Annotated in this window: 12 protein-coding genes; 2 read left to right on the forward strand and 10 right to left on the reverse strand. The window is 75.4% G+C overall.

Translation table 11 applies throughout. From position 1 onward, the window contains the following. Positions 1-6: 6 nt before the first annotated feature. From MT994_RS01180 to MT994_RS01215, 8 genes are all read right to left on the reverse strand, one after another. Entirely contained in the window at positions 7-1,443 is a 1,437-nt protein-coding gene (locus MT994_RS01180) for a DUF1254 domain-containing protein (RefSeq protein ID WP_354804743.1), read from the reverse strand. A gap of 163 nt (positions 1,444-1,606) precedes the next feature. Continuing rightward, entirely contained in the window at positions 1,607-3,325 is a 1,719-nt protein-coding gene (locus MT994_RS01185) for a PQQ-binding-like beta-propeller repeat protein (RefSeq protein WP_354804744.1), read from the reverse strand. Positions 3,326-3,346: 21 nt separating this feature from the next. Next, complete coding sequence (locus MT994_RS01190) at positions 3,347-5,236, reverse strand: PQQ-binding-like beta-propeller repeat protein (protein ID WP_354804745.1); 1,890 nt, start codon at positions 5,234-5,236, stop codon at positions 3,347-3,349. 52 nt (positions 5,237-5,288) lie between these two features. Next, complete coding sequence (locus tag MT994_RS01195; protein WP_021483127.1) at positions 5,289-6,008, reverse strand: ABC transporter ATP-binding protein; 720 nt, start codon at positions 6,006-6,008, stop codon at positions 5,289-5,291. Then, the gene (locus MT994_RS01200) at positions 5,995-6,870 is read right to left on the reverse strand and encodes an ABC transporter ATP-binding protein (RefSeq protein ID WP_228074992.1); all 876 of its coding nucleotides are present in this window, start codon (positions 6,868-6,870) and stop codon (positions 5,995-5,997) included. The genes MT994_RS01195 and MT994_RS01200 overlap by 14 nt, the downstream gene beginning before the upstream one ends. A gap of 185 nt (positions 6,871-7,055) precedes the next feature. Continuing rightward, entirely contained in the window at positions 7,056-8,450 is a 1,395-nt protein-coding gene (locus MT994_RS01205; RefSeq protein WP_354804746.1) for a branched-chain amino acid ABC transporter permease, read from the reverse strand. Beyond that, positions 8,447-9,505, reverse strand: a complete 1,059-nt coding sequence (locus MT994_RS01210; RefSeq protein ID WP_043657230.1) for a branched-chain amino acid ABC transporter permease — start codon at positions 9,503-9,505, stop codon at positions 8,447-8,449. Before MT994_RS01210 ends, MT994_RS01205 begins: the two co-directional genes overlap by 4 nt. A 114-nt stretch (positions 9,506-9,619) precedes the next feature. Then, complete coding sequence (locus MT994_RS01215; RefSeq protein WP_354804748.1) at positions 9,620-10,873, reverse strand: branched-chain amino acid ABC transporter substrate-binding protein; 1,254 nt, start codon at positions 10,871-10,873, stop codon at positions 9,620-9,622. Positions 10,874-11,525: 652 nt separating this feature from the next. Between MT994_RS01215 and MT994_RS01220 the strand changes: the two genes are divergently transcribed. Next, positions 11,526-11,729, forward strand: a complete 204-nt coding sequence (locus MT994_RS01220) for a cold-shock protein (protein WP_009861351.1) — start codon at positions 11,526-11,528, stop codon at positions 11,727-11,729. A 108-nt stretch (positions 11,730-11,837) separates the two neighbouring features. Here MT994_RS01220 and MT994_RS01225 read toward each other — a convergent pair whose 3' ends face one another. Together MT994_RS01225 and MT994_RS01230 are read right to left on the reverse strand one after the other, a co-directional pair. Then, complete coding sequence (locus MT994_RS01225; RefSeq protein WP_354804751.1) at positions 11,838-12,608, reverse strand: hypothetical protein; 771 nt, start codon at positions 12,606-12,608, stop codon at positions 11,838-11,840. Between the two features lie 196 nt (positions 12,609-12,804). Then, entirely contained in the window at positions 12,805-16,638 is a 3,834-nt protein-coding gene (locus tag MT994_RS01230) for a TM0106 family RecB-like putative nuclease (RefSeq protein ID WP_354804753.1), read from the reverse strand. A gap of 377 nt (positions 16,639-17,015) precedes the next feature. Between MT994_RS01230 and MT994_RS01235 the strand changes: the two genes are divergently transcribed. Beyond that, a complete protein-coding gene (locus MT994_RS01235; RefSeq protein ID WP_354804754.1) occupies positions 17,016-18,038 on the forward strand; it encodes a hypothetical protein in 1,023 nt (340 codons plus the stop codon). Positions 18,039-18,048: the final 10 nt, after the last annotated feature.

The following is an 18,048-nucleotide window of genomic DNA, read 5'->3' on the forward strand; positions in this document are numbered from 1 at the left end:
CGGCCGTCAGGCGTCCGGGGCGTCGACCGGCTCCAGGTCGCCGGGCAGCCACGTGCGGTCGAACCACGGCTCGAGCGGCCCGTACAGGCGCAGCATGGGGAACCAGGACTTCCCCGGGACCGTCCCGACCCAGTTGTGCTCGCGCCCCGCGGGCGGCTCCGGCCCGAACCAGAGGACGGTGCGCCCGTCGTCCTCCGTCGCGACCGTGCCGCCGAGGCTCATGAGGCTGGGGTGCGGGTCCGCGGTGCGCAGGAGGGAGCGGGTCTGCGTGTCGTAGAGGTCGACGGACCAGAAGTTCTTCGCGGGCGGGTTCGGCGGCAGCACGAGCCGGTACGTGCGGCCGCCGTCGAGGACGTCGCCCCGCGCGTCGTGCGCCGTGTACGCGTAGGCCGAGCCCGCGCCGACCTGGGCGTGCGCCATCGCGGGCGTGATGACCGTCGCGAAGAAGTGGAACTGCGTGCGCGCGTCGAGCAGACGCGCGCCGTCCGCCAGGAACTCGTACGACCCGCCGATGAACGCGTCGAGCCAGCGCGAGCCCGGGGCGATCCGCGCCGCCGGGTCGCGCGGCGAGTAGACGAGCGCCCGGCTGATCGCCGCGGCCGTCCGCGCGGCCGCGTCGAGCGTCGCCCGGCGCTCCGGGTCGGGGTCGAACGGCCGGCCGTGGACGATGCCGAGCGACCGGAGCGCGCCCGCCCGCTCGGGGTCCAGCGCGCCCGGCGGCTCCTCCGCCACCAGCTCGGCGACCTCGTCGAAGAACGAGACGTCGCTCGCGTGCACGGTGTTGATGCGGGCGCCCGCGATGTTGACGAACTCCGTCGGCGGCGGGTCCGCCGCCTCGGCGAGCGGGTAGATCCGGGTCTCCTTCATCGCGGGCACGCCGCCGAGCGCGCGCAGCACGACCCAGTTGGTGAACGTGGGCGTGCGGTGCACGAAGTAGCCGTCCGGCACCTCGCCGTCGTAGCCCGGCGGGAGGAACAGGTACCGGCCGCCCTCGCCCCGGTCCGGCCCGGCGATGCCCATGTCCGCGACGTAGCGGAACCAGAAGTCGTCCACGACGCACAGCGACTGCCGGGGCGGCTCGATCACGAGCGGCCCCGTCTCGCGCAGGTCGACGAAGAGCGACCCGTACGTCCTCTCGGTGTTCGCGGTGAGGAAGATGCCGTTCGAGTCCGCCCGCGGGTCCGTGTACCCGACCTGGTTCGAGCGGAGCAGGCCGAGGCTGCGGAACCCGCGCCGCATGGCGACGAGCGAGGCGCCCGGCATGGCGTCGAGGAACGCCGCGACCCCGCGGACGAAGTCCAGCGACCCGTAGAGCCGGTCGAGGGACCCTGGCATCGGGACGCCGTCGACGAGCTCGACCGGACCGAACGGGGTGTCCAGCGGGGAGGGGGTGCTCACGGCAGCGACGGCGGCGGCCAGCGGGTCGGTGCTCGGCTCGGTCATCGCTCAGGCCCTTCGTCGCGGGTACGGAGGCGGGACGCGCGCGCTCGACGTCGAGCGGCTGAGCCGACCGTAGGACGCACCGGGCGGTCGCGCGACCGCGAGCGCCGCGGCGCGCGGGGGGTACGGGTGCGCGGACGCGCGGGGTGCGGGCGTGCGGGGTTCGTCAGCCGAGGAGGGCGACCGTCTGCCCGTCCCAGCGCAGGAGCCGGCCCTGCACCGGGAGGAGCCCGCCCCAGCCGCCGTCGAGGTCCTCCGACCAGACGACCGACCCCGACGACAGCTCGAGCGCCACGACGCGCGAGCTCGCCCCCGTCGCGGGGTCGACGAGCACGAGGAAGGCGCAGCGCCCGTCGGTGAACGCCTGCGTCACCACGGCGCCGTGGCCGCGCTCGCCCGCGAGGTCGTCGACGAACCGCGACCACGTCTGCTCGCCCGACAGCGCGTCCAGCCCCACGACCGTGCTCGCCGTCCCGACGACGGCCGTGCCCTCCGCGACGACGTACACCGCCTCGGGCACGCGGGCGCCGTCGAACGTCCACAGGCGCGCGCCCTGCTCGTCGTAGGCGCGCAGGGCGATGCCGTCGCGCACGAGGAGCACGCCCGGAGCGGGGTCGTCGGTCGCCTGCGGGTCCAGGACCTCGCCCGGCACGTCGAGGAGCGGCGTCCCGTCCGGGTCGAGCACGCGGTCGGCGCGCAGCGCGCCGTCCGACCCCTGCCGGTCGGCGTCGACGAGGAACCGCCCGCCCGCGAGCGGGACCGCGCCGTCGGTCGGGGCGTCCGGGTCGTCGAGCCGCTCGCCGTCCGGCAGGAACGACGCCGCGACGCCGCACCCGCCCACGTCGACCAGGGTCTCCGTCGCGACGAGCAGCAGCCGCTCCGGGTCGACCTCCTCCCCGCCGGTCTCGGCGTCCCACGACGTGCACGACCACGGGACGTCCTGGAACGGCAGCTCGCGCCGCCAGCGCACCGCGCCCGTGGCGGCGTCCTCGAGCGTCACGACGACGTCCCGCCCCGCGACGCCGTCGACGGACTCGCCCGCACCGGGGTCGACGGCGACGGGCGCACCGCTCGGCTCGCCCGGCTCGCCCATGCGCTCGGCCCGCACGAGGCCGCCGTCCGGACCGGGGACGAGCAGCGCCCCCGCGGTCTGCGCCTGCCGCTGCCCCACGACCCGCCCCCGGGCGTCGAGCACCGTCACGGTCGCCGTGCCCTCCCGCGGCCGGGGCGGCGGGCTGACGTCGTACCAGGACGGCGTGACCCCCGAACCGGCGACGCACACCACCGTGCGCGACGGCACGGCCGACCGCTCCCACGGGCTCCACGACCCGCACACGGCCTCGTCGCCGCCGACCGGCACGCGCCACGCCTCGTCGCCGGTGTCGAGGTCGAGCGCCACCGCCTCGTCGCCGTCCACGGTGACGAGCAGGCCCGGGAGGAAGGCCGTCCCGCGGTCCGCCGCGGCGGGGGCGCGCCACTGCTCCGTCGGGGCGGTGTCGAGCGCGCGGACCGCGCCGCGCGCCGTCTCCAGCCGCTCCCGCGCGTCCCGGCTCGTCGCGGCGTCGACGACGAGCATCCCGCCGACGACGAGCACGACCACCCCGGTCGCGACCGCCGCGGCCACGACCCGACGGCGGCCGGGCACGCGCGGCGCCCCTGGCGGTCCGGGCGGAGCCCCTGGCGGAAGCGCCCCCGGACCCGACGCACCGGGCGCCGACGCTCCGGGAGGCAGTGGAAAGGTCGTGCCGCGCGGCACGGCGTGCGGTCCGCCGAGCAGCACCGGGTGCGGCGCGTCGAGGAGGTCGAGGTCGTCGTCGGCCCCGGCCGTGTCGACGAGCTCGAACGTCCGGCGGCCGTCGCCGCCGTCTCCCCGTCGGAGCGGCACCCCCTCAGCGTAGGCCGGTCGTCAACCGAGCCGGGCGATCTCCGACTGCCCGATCCGCAGGAGCCGGCCCTGGAGGGGAACGGGCCAGGAGCCGTCGTCCGAACCGCCCTCGGCGGACCACGCGACGTGACCGTCGGCGAGGTCGACCGCGAGGAGGTCCGTCCGCCCGTCGTCCTGGTAGGCAAGCAGGATCGCGCGCTGCCCGTCCGTGTAGGCGGTGTCCATCCAGCTGACGCTCCCGCCGGCCGCGGCCTCGACCGTCTCGCGGTCGAGGGACCAGCGTTCGCGCCCCGTGGCCGCGTCGAGCCCGTCCAGGGCGCCGTCCCCGTATCCCGTGGAGACGACCACCGTGTCGCCCGCGGCGACGAGCACGGACTCGGCGCCGCCGGACTTCTCCGCCCCGCGCCACAGCTCGCGCCCCGTGTCGTCGAACGCGACGAGGTCCAGCCCGTCCCGGGCGAGGAGCGGCGCGTCCGAGCCGTCGGTCGCGCGCGGCACGAGGACCGGGCCGGGCGGCTCCCAGCGCACGGCTCCGTCCGCCCCGAGGATCGCGTGCCTCGCACCGCCCGGATCACCCGCTGACGTGAAGCCCCAGCCGTTCCCGTTGCCTCTCGGGTCGCGGTAGTACGTGCCGTCGGCGAGCGCCACGACACCGTCCAGCGGGTCGCCGACCTCGTCGAGGCGTTCGCCGTCGGGCGTGAACCAGGCCGTGACGCCACAGCCGTCGACACGGACGAGGTGCGTCTCCGTCAGCGCCCAGAGGCTCTCGAGCCGCGCGCGGATCGTCTCCGTGCCGCCGGTCTCGGACCACTCGACGCACTGCCCGGCCCCCGCGACGAACGGCACCTCCGCCTCCCACCGGGCGTCCCCCGTGAGCGCGTCCTCGACACGGACGACGGCGGGGCGCCCTGTGGGAAGGTCGACCGGCTCCCCGGTGGCCACGTCCTGCTCGACGACCGCGCCGTCGCCCGCCGGCACCTCGCCGACGCGCTCGGCCCGGAGGATCGTGCCCCCGGGCCCGGGGGCGGGCGTGCCGCCGTCGGACGTCGTGTCGCGGCGCCCGAGCACCTCGCCGTCCGCGTCGAGCACCATGACCGTCCAGTCCGACGCGAGGACGCGCCCGGTCTCGCGCTCGATCGTCAGCTCGTCGACCTCCCCCGACGCGACGTCGTCGGGGACGACCGGCGCCACGCACGCGATCGTCGACCCCGGCTCGCCGAAGGGCAGCGACCAGAAGAACAGTCCTCCGCAGGACGCGTACGCGCCGACGTCGACGCGCCAGCGCTCCGCCCCGTCGTCGAGCGAGCGGGCGACGGCGGTCCCGTCCTCGACCGTCACGACCGCCCCGGGCAGGAGCGCGAGCCCGCCCGAGACCTCGACGTCGGCCGTCCAGCGCTCGACGGGCGCGTCGGGCAGCGGCTCCAGGCCGCCGGGCGCGGCCCGCAGCCGCTCCACGTCGGCCCGGCCCTGCCACGCGTCGACCGCGAGCATGCCGCCGAGCACGAGCGCGACCCCCGCCGCGACCCCCGCGACGACCACCGCAGGCCGTCCCCGCCGGGGCGGCCCACCCTCGGCCGGGTCGCTCTCGGCCGGGTCGCTCTCGGCCGGGTCGCTCTCCGCCGGGTCGCTCTCCGCCGGGTCGTCCTCGGCCGGGTCGTCGTCGACCGACGCACGCCCGAGCGGACCGTCGGGTCCCGCGGGACCGTCCGTCGCCCCGAGGGCGGCACGGACGCCCGCCGTCGCGCCCGGCGTCCAGGTGATGCCTCCCGTCGCGCCGGACGGCACGCCGCGCGGCCCGCCCGGCGAGACCAGGCCCGGGCCGCCGAGGGCGTCGTCGTCCGCGTCGACGTCCTCGGACTCGACCAGCTCGAAGGTCAGTCGGTCCCGGGCGTCACGTCGTCGGAGCGGCACGCGGCCAGCCTAGGGCAGCGTCCGACGGCACGTCCGGCCGTGCGCGCGCCCGTCACGCGACGCCGAGGTACGCCTCCTTGATGCTCGAGTCCGCGAGCAGCTCGCGCCCGCCGCCGCTGCGCACGACCTCACCCGTCTCGAGCACGTACGCGCGGTGCGAGCGCGACAGCGCCTGCTGCGCGTTCTGCTCGACGAGCAGCACCGTCGTCCCCTGCGCGTTGATCTCCGACACGATGCGGAAGATCTGCTGGATGACCATGGGCGCGAGCCCCATCGACGGCTCGTCGAGGAGCAGCAGCCGCGGCCGGGCCATGAGCGCGCGCCCGATCGCGAGCATCTGCTGCTCGCCACCCGACATGGTGCCGCCCACCTGCTCCTTCCGCTCCGCGAGCCGCGGGAAGAGGTCGAAGACGCGCTCGACCGTCTCGTCGTGCTCGGCCTTCGACGCGAACGTGCGCGCGTACGCGCCCATCTCCAGGTTCTCGACGACCGTCATGCCGGGGAAGATGCCGCGGCCCTCGGGCGCCTGCACGATGCCCTCGAGCACGCGCAGGTGCGCCTTCATCTTCGTGATGTCCTTGCCGTCGAAGAGCACCTTGCCCCGCGCTACCGGGCGGATGCCCGAGATGGCGCGCATCGTCGTCGTCTTCCCGGCGCCGTTGGCCCCGATGAGGGTGACGAGCTCGCCCTCCTCGACGGTGATCGAGATGCCGCGCACGGCCTCGATCCGCCCGTAGGCGACCGTCATGTCCTGCAGCTCAAGCAGGGGCATGGCCGCTGCCTCCTTCGGTGGTGGGGGCCGCGGGCCCGACGCCGTCCGGGCCGGCCAGCTCCTCGTCGGGCACGCCGAGGTACGCCGCGACGACCTTGGGGTCGTTCGTGACCTCGTCCGGCGTGCCGTCCGCGATGACGCGCCCGAACTCGAGCACGACGATCCGGTCGGTCACCCCGCGCACGAGGCGCATGTCGTGCTCGATGAGCAGCACGGTGTACCCGTCGTCGCGGATGTGGCGGATGAGGTCCATGAGGGACTCCTTCTCCGCCGGGTTGAAGCCCGCCGCCGGCTCGTCGAGGCACAGCAGCTTCGGCTCGGTCGCCAGGGCCCGCGCGATCTCGAGCCGGCGCTGGTCGCCGTACGAGAGGTTGCGCGCCTTCTCCGTCGCCCGCCCGCCGACGCCCACGAACTCGAGCAGCGCGAGCGCCCGGTCGATCGCGTCCCGCTCCTCGCGCCGGTGCCGCGGCGTGCGCAGCAGCGCCCCGGGGACCGACGTGCGGTGCCGCGCGTCCGACCCGACGACGACGTTCTCCAGCGCCGTCATCTCGTTGAACAGGCGGATGTTCTGGAACGTGCGGGCGATGCCGCGCTGGGTGATCCGGTAGCGCTTGAGCTTGCCCACCGGGGAGCCGTCGAAGACGACCTGCCCCTGGGTGGGCCGGTAGACGCCCGTCATCGCGTTGAACGCGGTCGTCTTGCCCGCGCCGTTCGGGCCGATGAGCCCGAGGATCTCACCGCGCCGGATGTCGAACGTCACGTCGTCGAGCGCGACGAGGCCGCCGAACTGGACCGTGACGTTCTGCATCTGGAGCAGCGGCTCGCCGACGCGCGCGTGGACCGTGCGGTCCGGCGCGACCATCGCGTCGACGAGCTCGGGGTTCGCGAGCTCGGGGCGCACGTCCGCGACGTCGACGACCGCCGGCTCCTCGAGGACGGCTCCGGGCATGTACAGGTCGGCACGCGAGGAGTCGGCGCGGCCGGACGACGCGAGGTGCTCGTCGCCGTGCTCGCCGCCCGCGCCGATGCCGCCGGGGTCGTGGGTGCTCATCGGGTCTCCTCCCCGGTCGTGGTGCCGTCTGCGCCGGTCCCGGTCGTCGTGCCCGTCGCGCGCGTCGCGCGGGAGCCGCCCGACGCCGTGGCGACCGCCGGGGAGCCCGGGCGGGCGCCGTCGTCGGACCCGCTCCGCGTGACGGCCTGCGCCGCGCGCCGCGCGGCGACGTAGAGCTCGCGCCCGTAGGCGAGGAGCTTCTGCCGGACGGGGAGGAGCCCTTGCGGACGGAAGATCATGAGCACGACCAGCGCGATCCCGAAGAACAGGTACCGGTAGCTCGCGATCTCGTTGCCGTTGATCGGGATGCCGAACAGCTCCGTGCGGCCGAGGAAGAAGTTCGGCAGGTACACGATGATGAACGCGCCGAGGATCACCCCGAGCTTGTTCCCCTGGCCGCCGAGCACGACGGCGCACAGGAAGAGCACGGAGTTGATGACGTTGAAGTTCGTCGGGATGACGAACTGGACCTGCCCGGCGTAGAGCGCGCCCGCGACACCGCCGATCGACGCCCCGATGACGAACGCCCACAGCTTGAAGCGGAACGTCGGGACGCCCATGATCTCGGCCGCGTCCTCGTCCTCGCGGATCGCGACCCAGGCGCGCCCGACGCGCGAGCGCTCCAGGTTCCCCACGAGCAGCAGCGAGATGACGATGAACACGAGGCTCAGCCAGTACCACCACACGCCCGAGTTGAGCGTGCCCGCGGCGTTCCCCGCGGAGAAGACGCCGTTGGGCAGCTCCTCCGTGACGCCCACCCGGGGGTAGGCGACGCCGCGCAGGCCCTGGCCGCCGCCCGTCAGCTCGTCGAGGTTGTCCGCGAGGAGGCGGACGATCTCGCCGAAGCCGAGCGTGACGATGGCGAGGTAGTCGCCGCGCAGGCGCAGCGTCGGCGAGCCGAGGATCAGCCCGGACAACGACGTGATCGCGACCGCGATCGGCAGCGCCGCGAGCCACGCCCAGTCCTTCGACAGCCACTCGTCGGTCTGGTTCCACGGGCTGTCGGGGCTCGTGAGGATCGCGACCGTGTACGCGCCGATGGCGTAGAAGCCGACGTAGCCGAGGTCGAGCAGGCCCGCCTGGCCCACCACGACGTTGAGGCCGATGGCGATGAGCGCGATCATGCCGAACTGCGCCATCACCCCGCCGAAGTTGGTGCCCACCGTGGTGAGCACCGGGATGTTGAGGATCGGCACGAGCGCCAGGAAGAGGAGGAACGGCACGCCGATCGCCCACTGCGTGGGCCGGGCCTGGGCGTCCCACCACAGGCGCAGCCGGTCGCCGACTCCGCTGTGCGGCCGGTCCTTCGTCGCGACACGGCCGGCGGGCGGCATCGCGGTGGGGCGACCGCCGTCGGGGGCGGGGCCGGGTGCAGGTGTCGAGGTGCTCATGCGCGGGCCCTCCCCAGCGACTCCCCGAGGATGCCCGTCGGGCGGAACATCAGGACGATGATGAGGAGCGCGAACGCGACCACGTCGCGCCACTCCGTGCCGAACACGACCTGGCCGTAGTTCTCCATGACGCCGAGCAGCAGGCCACCGAGCAGTGCGCCGCGCAGGTTGCCGATGCCGCCGAGCACCGCGGCGCAGAACGCCTTGATGCCGAGGATGAAGCCGCCGGAGTAGATGATCCCGTTGGGCACGCGCAGCGTGTAGAGCAGCGCGGCCGCGCCGGCGAGGATGCCGCCGATGAGGAACGTCAGCATGATGACGCGCTCGCGCGAGACGCCCATGAGGGTCGCGGTCACCGGGTCCTGCGCGACGGCGCGGATGCCGCGGCCGAACTTCGTCCGGTTGATGAACATGTCCGTCGCGAGCGCGAGGACCAGCGCCGACAGGATGATGACGAGCGTGATGTTCGTGACCGGCGCGCCGCCGATCGTGAACTGCACCTCGGGCTGGACCAGCCGGATCGGCTGCTGCGCGTTGACGCCGCCGAGCGTGCCGCCCGTGAGCTTCGGCAGCACGAAGTGCACGAACTCCTGGATGATGAACGACATCCCGATCGCGGTGATGAGGAAGACGAGCGCCGGCGCGCCGCGCCGTCGCAGCGGCCGGTACGCCACGCGTTCCAGCCCGACGGCGGCACCGCCCGCGACGAGCATCCCGCCGAGCATCGCGATGCCGAGGTAGAGCACCGTCAGGGCGATGCCCTTGTCGTACGCGTTCCCGCTCGGGTAGAAGCCGAGCAGCATGAGCGTCGCGTACTGCCCGAACATGCCGAGCATGAAGACCTCGGAGTGGGCGAAGTTGATGAGCCGCAGCACGCCGTAGACGAGCGTGTAGCCGACGGCGACGAGCGCGTAGATCGCGCCGTAGGTGAGGCCCTCGATGGTGAGGCCCCAGAAGTTCCGGGCGAGGCCCGCGATGTTGAAGTCGATGAGGGACTGGTGGACGAGGGGGCCGGCGGTCGCGCTGTGCATCAGCGCGTCAGCAAGAGCGGGCATGACGCTCCCTGGTTCGTTCTCTGGGGTACGAGGTCGTGGTCCACGACGGGCGCCCCGCCGACCGGTCCCCGCGCGGGGCGGGGACGTCGGGGCGGGGCGCCCGTCGTCGTCGGACTACTGGACCTCGTAGATCCAGATGAGCGCCGAGGCGAGCTCGCCCGTGTCGTCCCACTCGTAGGCGCGGGCCAGGCCCTCACCGGAGTAGTTCGCCACGTAGTCGATCAGGCCCGCACGGTCGGTCACGCCCGAGGCGATGCCCGTGAGCATGATCGTCGCGAGGTCGTAGCCCTCGACCGAGTACACGCCCGGCGCCTGGCCGTTCGTCTCCTCGTAGGTGGCCGCGAAGTCCTCCGGGGCCGGGCCGCACGGGCAGGAGAGGATCGCGCCCTTCGACGCGGCACCCGCCTGCGAGACGAACTGCGGGTCGTTCGTGCCGTCCGCCGAGACGAACGGGATGTCGACGCCGCCGTCGCGCAGACCCTGCACGAACGGCGCGGCCTCCGCGTAGTAGCCGGCGTAGAAGACGGCGTCCGCGTCGGCGCCGGAGATGATCTGGACGGCGGCCGAGAAGTCCTTGTCGCCGGTCTTCACCTCGGCGGCGCAGTCCTCGTTCGCGGCGTCGCCCAGGCCCTCGGTGATCTGCTGCGCGAGGCCGATGCCGTAGTCCGAGTTGTCGGACACGACGCAGACGCTGCCGAAGTCCTTCGTGTTGACGAGGTACTTCGCGACCGACGGGCCCTGGACGGCGTCGTTCGCGAGACCGCGGAAGAAGTTCGTCCAGCCGTTCTTCGTGAGGTCGGGGTTCGTCGCCGACGCCGTGAGCGACAGCAGGCCCGCCTGGTTGAACACGTCGCCCGTGGCGGCCGTCTCGCCCGAGAACGCGGGGCCGAGCAGACCGAGCACGCTCGCGTCGCCGACGATCTGCGGCGCGACCTGGGTCGCCTTCTGCGGGTCGCCCTCGGTGTCGAACGGCTTGAGCGTGACCTGGCAGCCCGGGTTCGCCTCGTTGAACGCGTCCACCGCGACCTGGGCGCCGTACTGGATGTTGAGTCCGAGCGCGGCGTTCGGGCCCGTGAGAGCTCCGGCCACCGCGATCGAGGTGCCCTCGGCGCACTCGGCGCTGCCGTCGCCGGCGGGGTCCACCGGGTTGCCGGCCGCGGTCGCCTCGACCTCGGCGCCGTCGATGTCGATCTGGACCGACGGGACGATGCTCAGGTCGGCCGAGCCGCCGCCGTCGTCGGTCTCGGTCGACGTCCCGGTCGTCTCGTCGCCGCCGCCCTGGGACTGGGGACCGCAGGCGGTGAGGACGAGGGTGGCCGCGAGGAGCAGGGCGGCACCCCCGCTCGCCCGTCGTGCTGTGCGATGCATGCCAACCTCCGTGGTCCTGATCCCCGCGGAGGCAGCCAAGCCGCCTCTCTCCGCGGTCGATCGCTGAATTCAACACTGAATTGCGTGCTGAATAGTGACACAGGTCACCCGGGGACGAAACCTCCCCGCGGTCGCGCCGTCCGGAGCCCTCCGCGGCATCTCGGAGGGCTCCGGACCCACGAATCCGCGGGAGGGGGCGCCTCCGCGTTCCTGGGTGACGCGAACGTAGGCGGATCGGGTTTCGTGGGACGCAGGGAGTTGTTACCGACTCGTAACGCAAGGGTCTCGTTTCGTTCCGTGAACGGTACGAACGTCCCGTTCTGAGTCCTCGACGCGCTTCCCGGTCACGCTCTCCGGGCGCCTCACGGGGAGTGTCCGGGGGCCTTCCGGGCGCCTCCCCGCGCGCTCCCCGCACCTGCCACCGCGGACGCCGCGGGGGACGGCACAACAGCTCGCGGCAACCCATGGCCAAGAGGGGGCCTACCATGTACGGTTGTCTCCGAGATTGCAGTGCCTCGCTTGTCCTCGCGTCGACGTGACCGCCACCCGGCGGGTGCCCGGCGGACCTTGTTACCCAAGAGTTGACGACGAACACCGTGATGTACTCCCCTGCGCCCGCGGGGGGTGTTTCCACACTCTTGAAGGAGTAACAATGGCTACCGGAACCGTGAAGTGGTTCAACAGCGAGAAGGGCTACGGCTTCATCGCCCCCGAGGACGGCTCGGCCGACGTGTTCGCGCACTACTCCGCGATCCAGTCGCAGGGCTTCCGCACGCTGGAGGAGAACCAGCGCGTCGAGTTCGACGTGACGCAGGGCCCGAAGGGCCCGCAGGCGGAGAACATCCGCCCCGTCTGACCCGATCTCCTCGGTAGCGGCTCGCCGCACCGATCGATCGTTCCTCGAGTGCCCCCGACCGTCCGGTCGGGGGCACTCGTGCGTTCCGGGCAGCGAGGCGGGGCGGCCTCAGAACTCGCCGAAGCCGCCGAAGTCGTCGAAGCCTCCGCCGTCGAAACCTCCGCCGAAGCCGCCGTCGTCGAAGCCGCCGTCGGCACCGCCCGCGGGTTCCCCGCCCGACGCCTCGACGGCGCCGCCGTCAGCGCCGCCCTCGGCGGCACCCGGGTCCTCGCCGGCGCCCGGGTCCTCGGCGGCCGCGTCCTCGGCCACGGGCTGGCTCGGGTCGGCGAACGCGGGCCCGAACAGGGCGTTCGCGACGGCGGACCCGATGACGACGCCCGCGATCGTGCCCAGCAGGCTCGACCCGACCATCGCGCCGAACCCGGGGCCCGCCTGGCCCCGGCCCGCGAAGGTGCGCTCCAGCGTCCCGGGCTGCCGCATCTCGGCCCGCGTCGCCATGCGGGCGAGGTCCTGCGGGGTGTCCGACGTCGCCCGCTCGCCCGCCGGGACCTGCTCGCCGAGCTCGGCGAGCACCTGCCGACGCTGCTCCGGCGTGAGCCGCGCGAAGGCCTCGGCGTGCGCCTGCTCGACGGCGTCCGGCGGGGCGGTGCGCAGCAGGTAGCGGTAGCGGTCGATCGCCACCTGGTCCGGCGTGCGCTGCCCGGCCGCGGGCCGGGCGTCCTGCGGGGCGCTGCCGTACGCGGGCTGCTGGGCCGGGTACTGCGTCGGGTAGGGGTTCGCGGGCTGCGTCGGGGCCTGGGCGCCGTAGGGGCCCGAGTGCTGCGGCGCGCCGCCGTGGTCTCGCGGCTCGCGGCCGAGGAGCCGGTCCAGGAATCCCATGGGTCGTCCTCCGGGGGTGGGGGCGCCGAGCGGTGCGCTCGCGCCGGGGTCGTGGCCGGTACGGCTCACTCCCCGACCAACGACGCGCACCGGCCCGTGGTTCCGGCGGGTGCTTCCGGTATGGACGGTTCCGGCCGAAGGCTCCGGCTTCCGGTGTGGGCGGTTCCGGTGGCCCGTGGCCGGGCGCCGCCGCCCATCAGGACGTGAGGGCGAGGAACGCGCCGAGCTCCTCCAGACCGCGGGCCGAGCGGGGCAGCGTGTCGGTGAGCCCCGGCGAGCGCACGACGACCGCGCTCCACTGGGCGCGCGACACCGCGACGTTGAGGCGGTTCCGGGACAGCAGGAACCCGAGCCCGCGCGACGCCTCGTGCCCGGACGACGCCGCGAGCGTGAGGATGACGACCGGGGCCTCCTTGCCCTGGAACCGGTCGACCGTCCCGACCTCGACGTCCGGGTAGCCCGCGTCGCGCAGGGCGCCGCGCACCGCCCACACCTGCGCGTTGTACGGGGCGACGACGAGCACGTCGCCCTGCCCGAGCGGACGCTCGTGCGCGACGCCGTCGACCGTCGTCGTCCAGGACCGGCCGAGGACGTCCGCGACCTGGCGCACGACCTCGGCCGCCTCCTCCGTCGAGCGCACGGTGCTGCCCGCGTGCTCCACGAGCACCTGCCGCACGCCGGGCGCGACGCCGTCGAGGCGGCGGGCCGCGGCGAGCGGGTGCGCCCGCAGCCGGTCCTCGTAGGAGAGCGTCGAGACCGCCGCGGCGAGGTCCGGGTGCAGGCGCCACGTGGTGGCGAGGAAGTACCCGCGCTCGGGGGGCAGCACCCCGTGGCCGTCGGCGAGCCAGGCGAGCGCCGAGCGGTCGGCGGGCTCCGGGTGACGGCCCTGGCTGACCTGCGGGAGCTGCTGCGGGTCGCCGAGCAGGAGCAGGCGGCGGGCCGCCCGTGCGACCGCGACCGTGCTCGCGAGCGAGAACTGGCCCGCCTCGTCGACGACGAGCAGGTCGAGCGTGCCCGCGGGCAGCCGTTCGGCGGCGAAGTCCCACGCGGTGCCGCCGACGACGCGCGGCCCCGGCTCGGCCGCGAACGCGGCGAGGTGGGCGCCGTCGAGCTCGGCGTACACGGCGCGCGGCGACGGCCCGTCCGTCGCGAGCTTCTTCGCGACGAGCTCGCGCGGCACGCTCGCGCCGAGCACGACCGCGCGCAGCAGGTTCTCGACCACGGCGTGGGACTGCGCGACGACGCCGACACGCCACCCCTGCGCGACGAGCCGCGCCACGACCCGCGCGCCGACGTACGTCTTGCCCGTCCCGGGCGGGCCCTGCACCGCGAGGTACGAGTCGTCGAGCCGCTCGACGGCCGCCGTGACCGCGTCGACGACGTCGTCCGTGACGGGCGGCAGCGCGCCGCCCGTCACGCTGCCGACGCCGTCGGCTGCGGCGACTCCGCCCGGGGCGACGTCGGGCGCGGCCGGACCGGCGGGCACGAGGCGCGGCGGCCGGCGCAGCAGCAGGTCGGTCGCGGCGTCCCGCGGGAGCGAGCCCGTGGCTCGCCAGGCGGCGAGAGCGCGGCGTGCGGCCTCCTCGGTCGCGGCCTCGAGCGGCTTCGTGCCCGGCCCGGGCGACGGGGTGAGCGCGACCGGGGTCGCGTCGAACGGCTCCGCGCTCGTCGGGAGCTGCTCGCGCACCACCAGAACGTCGCGCTCGCCCGCCGGCGTCGCGCGGCGCCCGGCGTCGAGGATCACCCCGCCGGTGAGCCAGCCCCGCACGCCGTCGACGGCCGTCCGGGCGCACGGCGGCAGGGGCGGGTCGTAGAGCACGAACGGGGCGACGCCCACGCGCAGGTCGCTGCCCTCGGGCAGCCGTCCGACGAGCTCGAGGCGCCGGGACCACGTGCGCCGTCCCGGCTCGACCTCCCACCCCGAGACGACCTCGGCCTGCTCGACGAGGAACGCGTTCCGCCGCCCCAGCCACTCGTCCGGCGGGAGCGCGAGGCGGGAGTAGTGCTCGTGCCAGAACGGCTTGGCCTCGCGCCGGTGGTATCCGGCCGCCGCCCCGTACATCGCGAGCGCCTGCTCGTCCGCCGTGCGCCGCGCGCGGTCCTCGCCGACGGCCTGCCGGATCTCCTCCTCCAGCAGCACCGCGGACGACCGCTCGCGCTCCCCGGCCCCGGTCTCGGTCTCGGTCTCGGTCTCGGCGAGCGCACCGGTCGTGGCAGCCGCGGCGCTCGCGGCGCCCGGGCCCGCCGCCACGCCGGTCGTCGTGGCCGTGCCAGCAGTCGTGGCCGTGCCAGCCGTCGTGGCCGCGGCGTCGGCGTCGCGACCCGCGGTCCCGGCGACCGCCGCGGCCGCCTCGCGCAGCCACGCGGCGAGGCGCAGCGTCGACACGCAGTCGTACCGGTTGTAGTCCGCGATCCCCTGCAGGAGCTCGGCCGCCTCCTCGCTGCGGCCCGCGTCGCGCAGGGCGGTGTAGTCGGCGTACGCGACGACGGACGCGGCGCCCGTGGTCACGTCGCCGGTGCGCAGCTCGTCGCCCATGTAGAGCGGCTCGAGCTTCTTGATGGACCGCGAGCGGTCGGACACGTGCAGCGCCTGCCGCACGACGGCGTACAGGTCGACGAGGACGCCGTCGCGCAGGAGGTCGTCGACCTCCTCCTCGTAGACGCCGTGCCGCGCGGCGATCGCGAGCAGGTGCGCGCGCTCGTAGTCGGCGTAGTGGTAGACGTGCAGGCCGGGGTGGACGCGGCGGCGCGCGTTGACGTGGTCGACGAACGCGACGAGCGCGTCCCGCTCCGCCGCGAGGTCGTGCGCCCACAGGGCGTGGAACGGTGGCCGGCCCTCGGGCGTCGCCGGGCGCTCGACCCACCCGAACAGGTAGTCGATCCCCCAGCTCGTGCCGCCGGCGTCCGTCCACAGCGGATCGCCCTCGAAGTCGAAGAAGAGGTCGCCCGGGCTGGGCTCCGGCAGGGCGAGCACGGGCGCCGGGTCGTCGATGCGCCACGACAGCTCGTGCGGCCCGGACGCGTCGGCCCACACGACCGTGCCGTCGGACGGGCCGGTGCCGAGCTGGAGCGCGGCCTGGCGTCGCACGCGCGCGAAGGTCGACCGGCTCATCCCGGCCGGGACCGGCGTCTCGTCGGTCGCGGCGGCGAGCTCGTCGATCGTCCGGATCCCCGCCGCGTGCAGGGCCGCGCGCTGCGACTCGTACACGCCACCGACGAGGAGCACGTCCCGGCGCGCCTCCACCTGGGCGCGGCAGTCGGCGCAGCGCCCGCACGCGCGGACCGCCGGGTCGTCCCACGGGGCGCGGCCCTCGCGCGCGACGTGCTCGGCCGTCAGGCGCACGAGCCGCTCGCGCCGGTCCCGGTAGACGGGCAGCAGGTCGGCCAGGCGGTGCGACGTGCGCTCGCGCGTGCCGAGGACGAGCGAGACGTCCGGGTCCACGGGGACGCCCGCGGCGAGGAGCTGGTCGCCGTAGGCCGCGAGCTGGAGCAGGGCGGGGACCTTGGCGCGGCGCGCGAGCTTGGCGTCCACGACGGCGTAGCGCGCCGCGCCCGCGTCGTCCGTGCCGGTGCGCACGAGGAAGTCGGCCCGGCCGTGGAACGCGCCGTCGAAGAAGGCGGCCTGGTGCACGACGTCCGCCCCCGCCTCGACCGCGGCGAGCGTGCGCGCCTGTGCGGCGACGAGCTCGTCCCACGAGGTGCCGCGCGGCGGCTCGACGTGCACGACGCCGCGGCCGGTCGCCGGGTCGAACAGGCCGTGCTCGGCCTCGTAGCCCGCGAGCACCGCGCGCTCGTGCCGGGCGCCGAGCTCGGCCGTGCGGGCCAGCATCGCGTCCTCGCCCTCCTCGCGGCGGGGCGCCCGCCCGAGCTGCTCGTCGAGCCGGCACAGGAGCCGGTACTCGCAGTCCGCGGCGACGACGAGGTCGCTCGCCGACAGCACGAGCGCCTGCTCGCGGGGTGGCGCCGCGCCGGCACCGGCCCGGTCGGCCACGGTCGCGGCCCGCAGCACCGGCTCGTCGACGAGGAACACGCACACCTCCGGTTCGGGACGGCCGCCGACGGCCGTCGCCGCCGACCGTCCGTCGGTCTGCGTCCGTTCTACCAGCGGCCACCCACGCGTCGGCGCCACCCACCCGCACCGGCCCCTCCGCCCGCCGCGCCCACCGACCACCCGCTGAGCACCCAGGACCGCCCGCCGTCCTCCGCGTCCCCATCACGCATCCCCGGCCGACCCGTGCCCGGGATGAGGCGATTCGTGCCGACGGGCGGGGCTCCCCTACTGTTCCCGTCGGACGTCCCGCCCGGACGTCGTCGTCGGACGTCGCCGCGGCACGTCCACGCCGGACGGGAGCCCCGCGGCTCCCGGCGTCCCGCCCCCGCGCGGCGGGCGCCACCGAAGGAGGACCCATGGCCGTGCGCTTCGTACCGCCGCCGGGGTGGCCCGTGCCCGCGGGCTTCACCCCGACGACCGAGTGGCACCCGGACCCGTCCTGGCCGCCGCCCCCGCCCGGGTGGGTGTTCTGGGCCGACGACGCCGCCCCCGCGCCCGGGCCCGTGCCGCCCCCGGAGGCGCCCGTCCTGCACAGCACCGAGCCGCTGCCCGTCGGGTCCGGCGCGCCGACCCGCCGGTCGTTGCGCGCCCGCTCGTCGGGCGCGACCCCGGCGGTCGGCCCCGAGGCCGACGCGACGCGCGTCGCGGCCGCCGTCCCGGCCGCCCCTCCGGCCCGGGGCGCCGTGGAGGACCACCCCGTGGCGAGCTCGACGATGATCCTCCCCGCGCTCGGCGGGATGCTCGACGACCCGGCCGCGCGCCCGTCGCCCGTCCCCGTCCCCGCCGCCCGCCCGGCGACGCCCGTCCCCGCCGCCCGCCCGACGCCGTCCGCCACCCCGGGTGCAGCCCCGACGGTCCCGGCCCGGGCCGGGCGCTCCGGCGTCGTCCCGGTGGGGCCGCTCGCCCTGCCCGCGGCCGACGACGACGGCGACCACGCGCCGGAGCGGGGGCGGCGCTGGCTCGTCCCGACGGCGGTCGGCCTCGCGGGCGTCGCGGTCGGCCTGCTCGTGGGCATCGGCCTCACGCTCTCGGCGCAGGGCGAGGCGCAGCGCGAGCGGGCCGAGGCGCAGCGCGTGCAGAGCGAGGTCGCGGCGGAGCGCGAGCAGCTCGAGTCCGAGCGGGCCGACCTCGACGCCCAGCGTGCCGAGCTCGACGCCGCGACGGCCCGGCTCACCGAGCGCGAGGAGGCCGTCGCGCAGGCCGAGGAGGACGCGGCGAAGCGCTCGCAGGAGCTCGACGACCGCCAGAAGGAGCAGGACGACCGCGAGCAGAAGGAGCGTCCGGGGAACGGGCCGGGGAACGGCGGCGGCAACGGGAACGACGGCGGCGAGGGGGACGGCGGCGGGGGCGGCTGGGACTGGGGCGACTGGGGCTGGTGACCCGGCGGTC

The organism is Cellulosimicrobium sp. MI9406, assembly GCF_040595865.1.
GTDB lineage: Bacteria > Actinomycetota > Actinomycetes > Actinomycetales > Cellulomonadaceae > Cellulosimicrobium > Cellulosimicrobium funkei.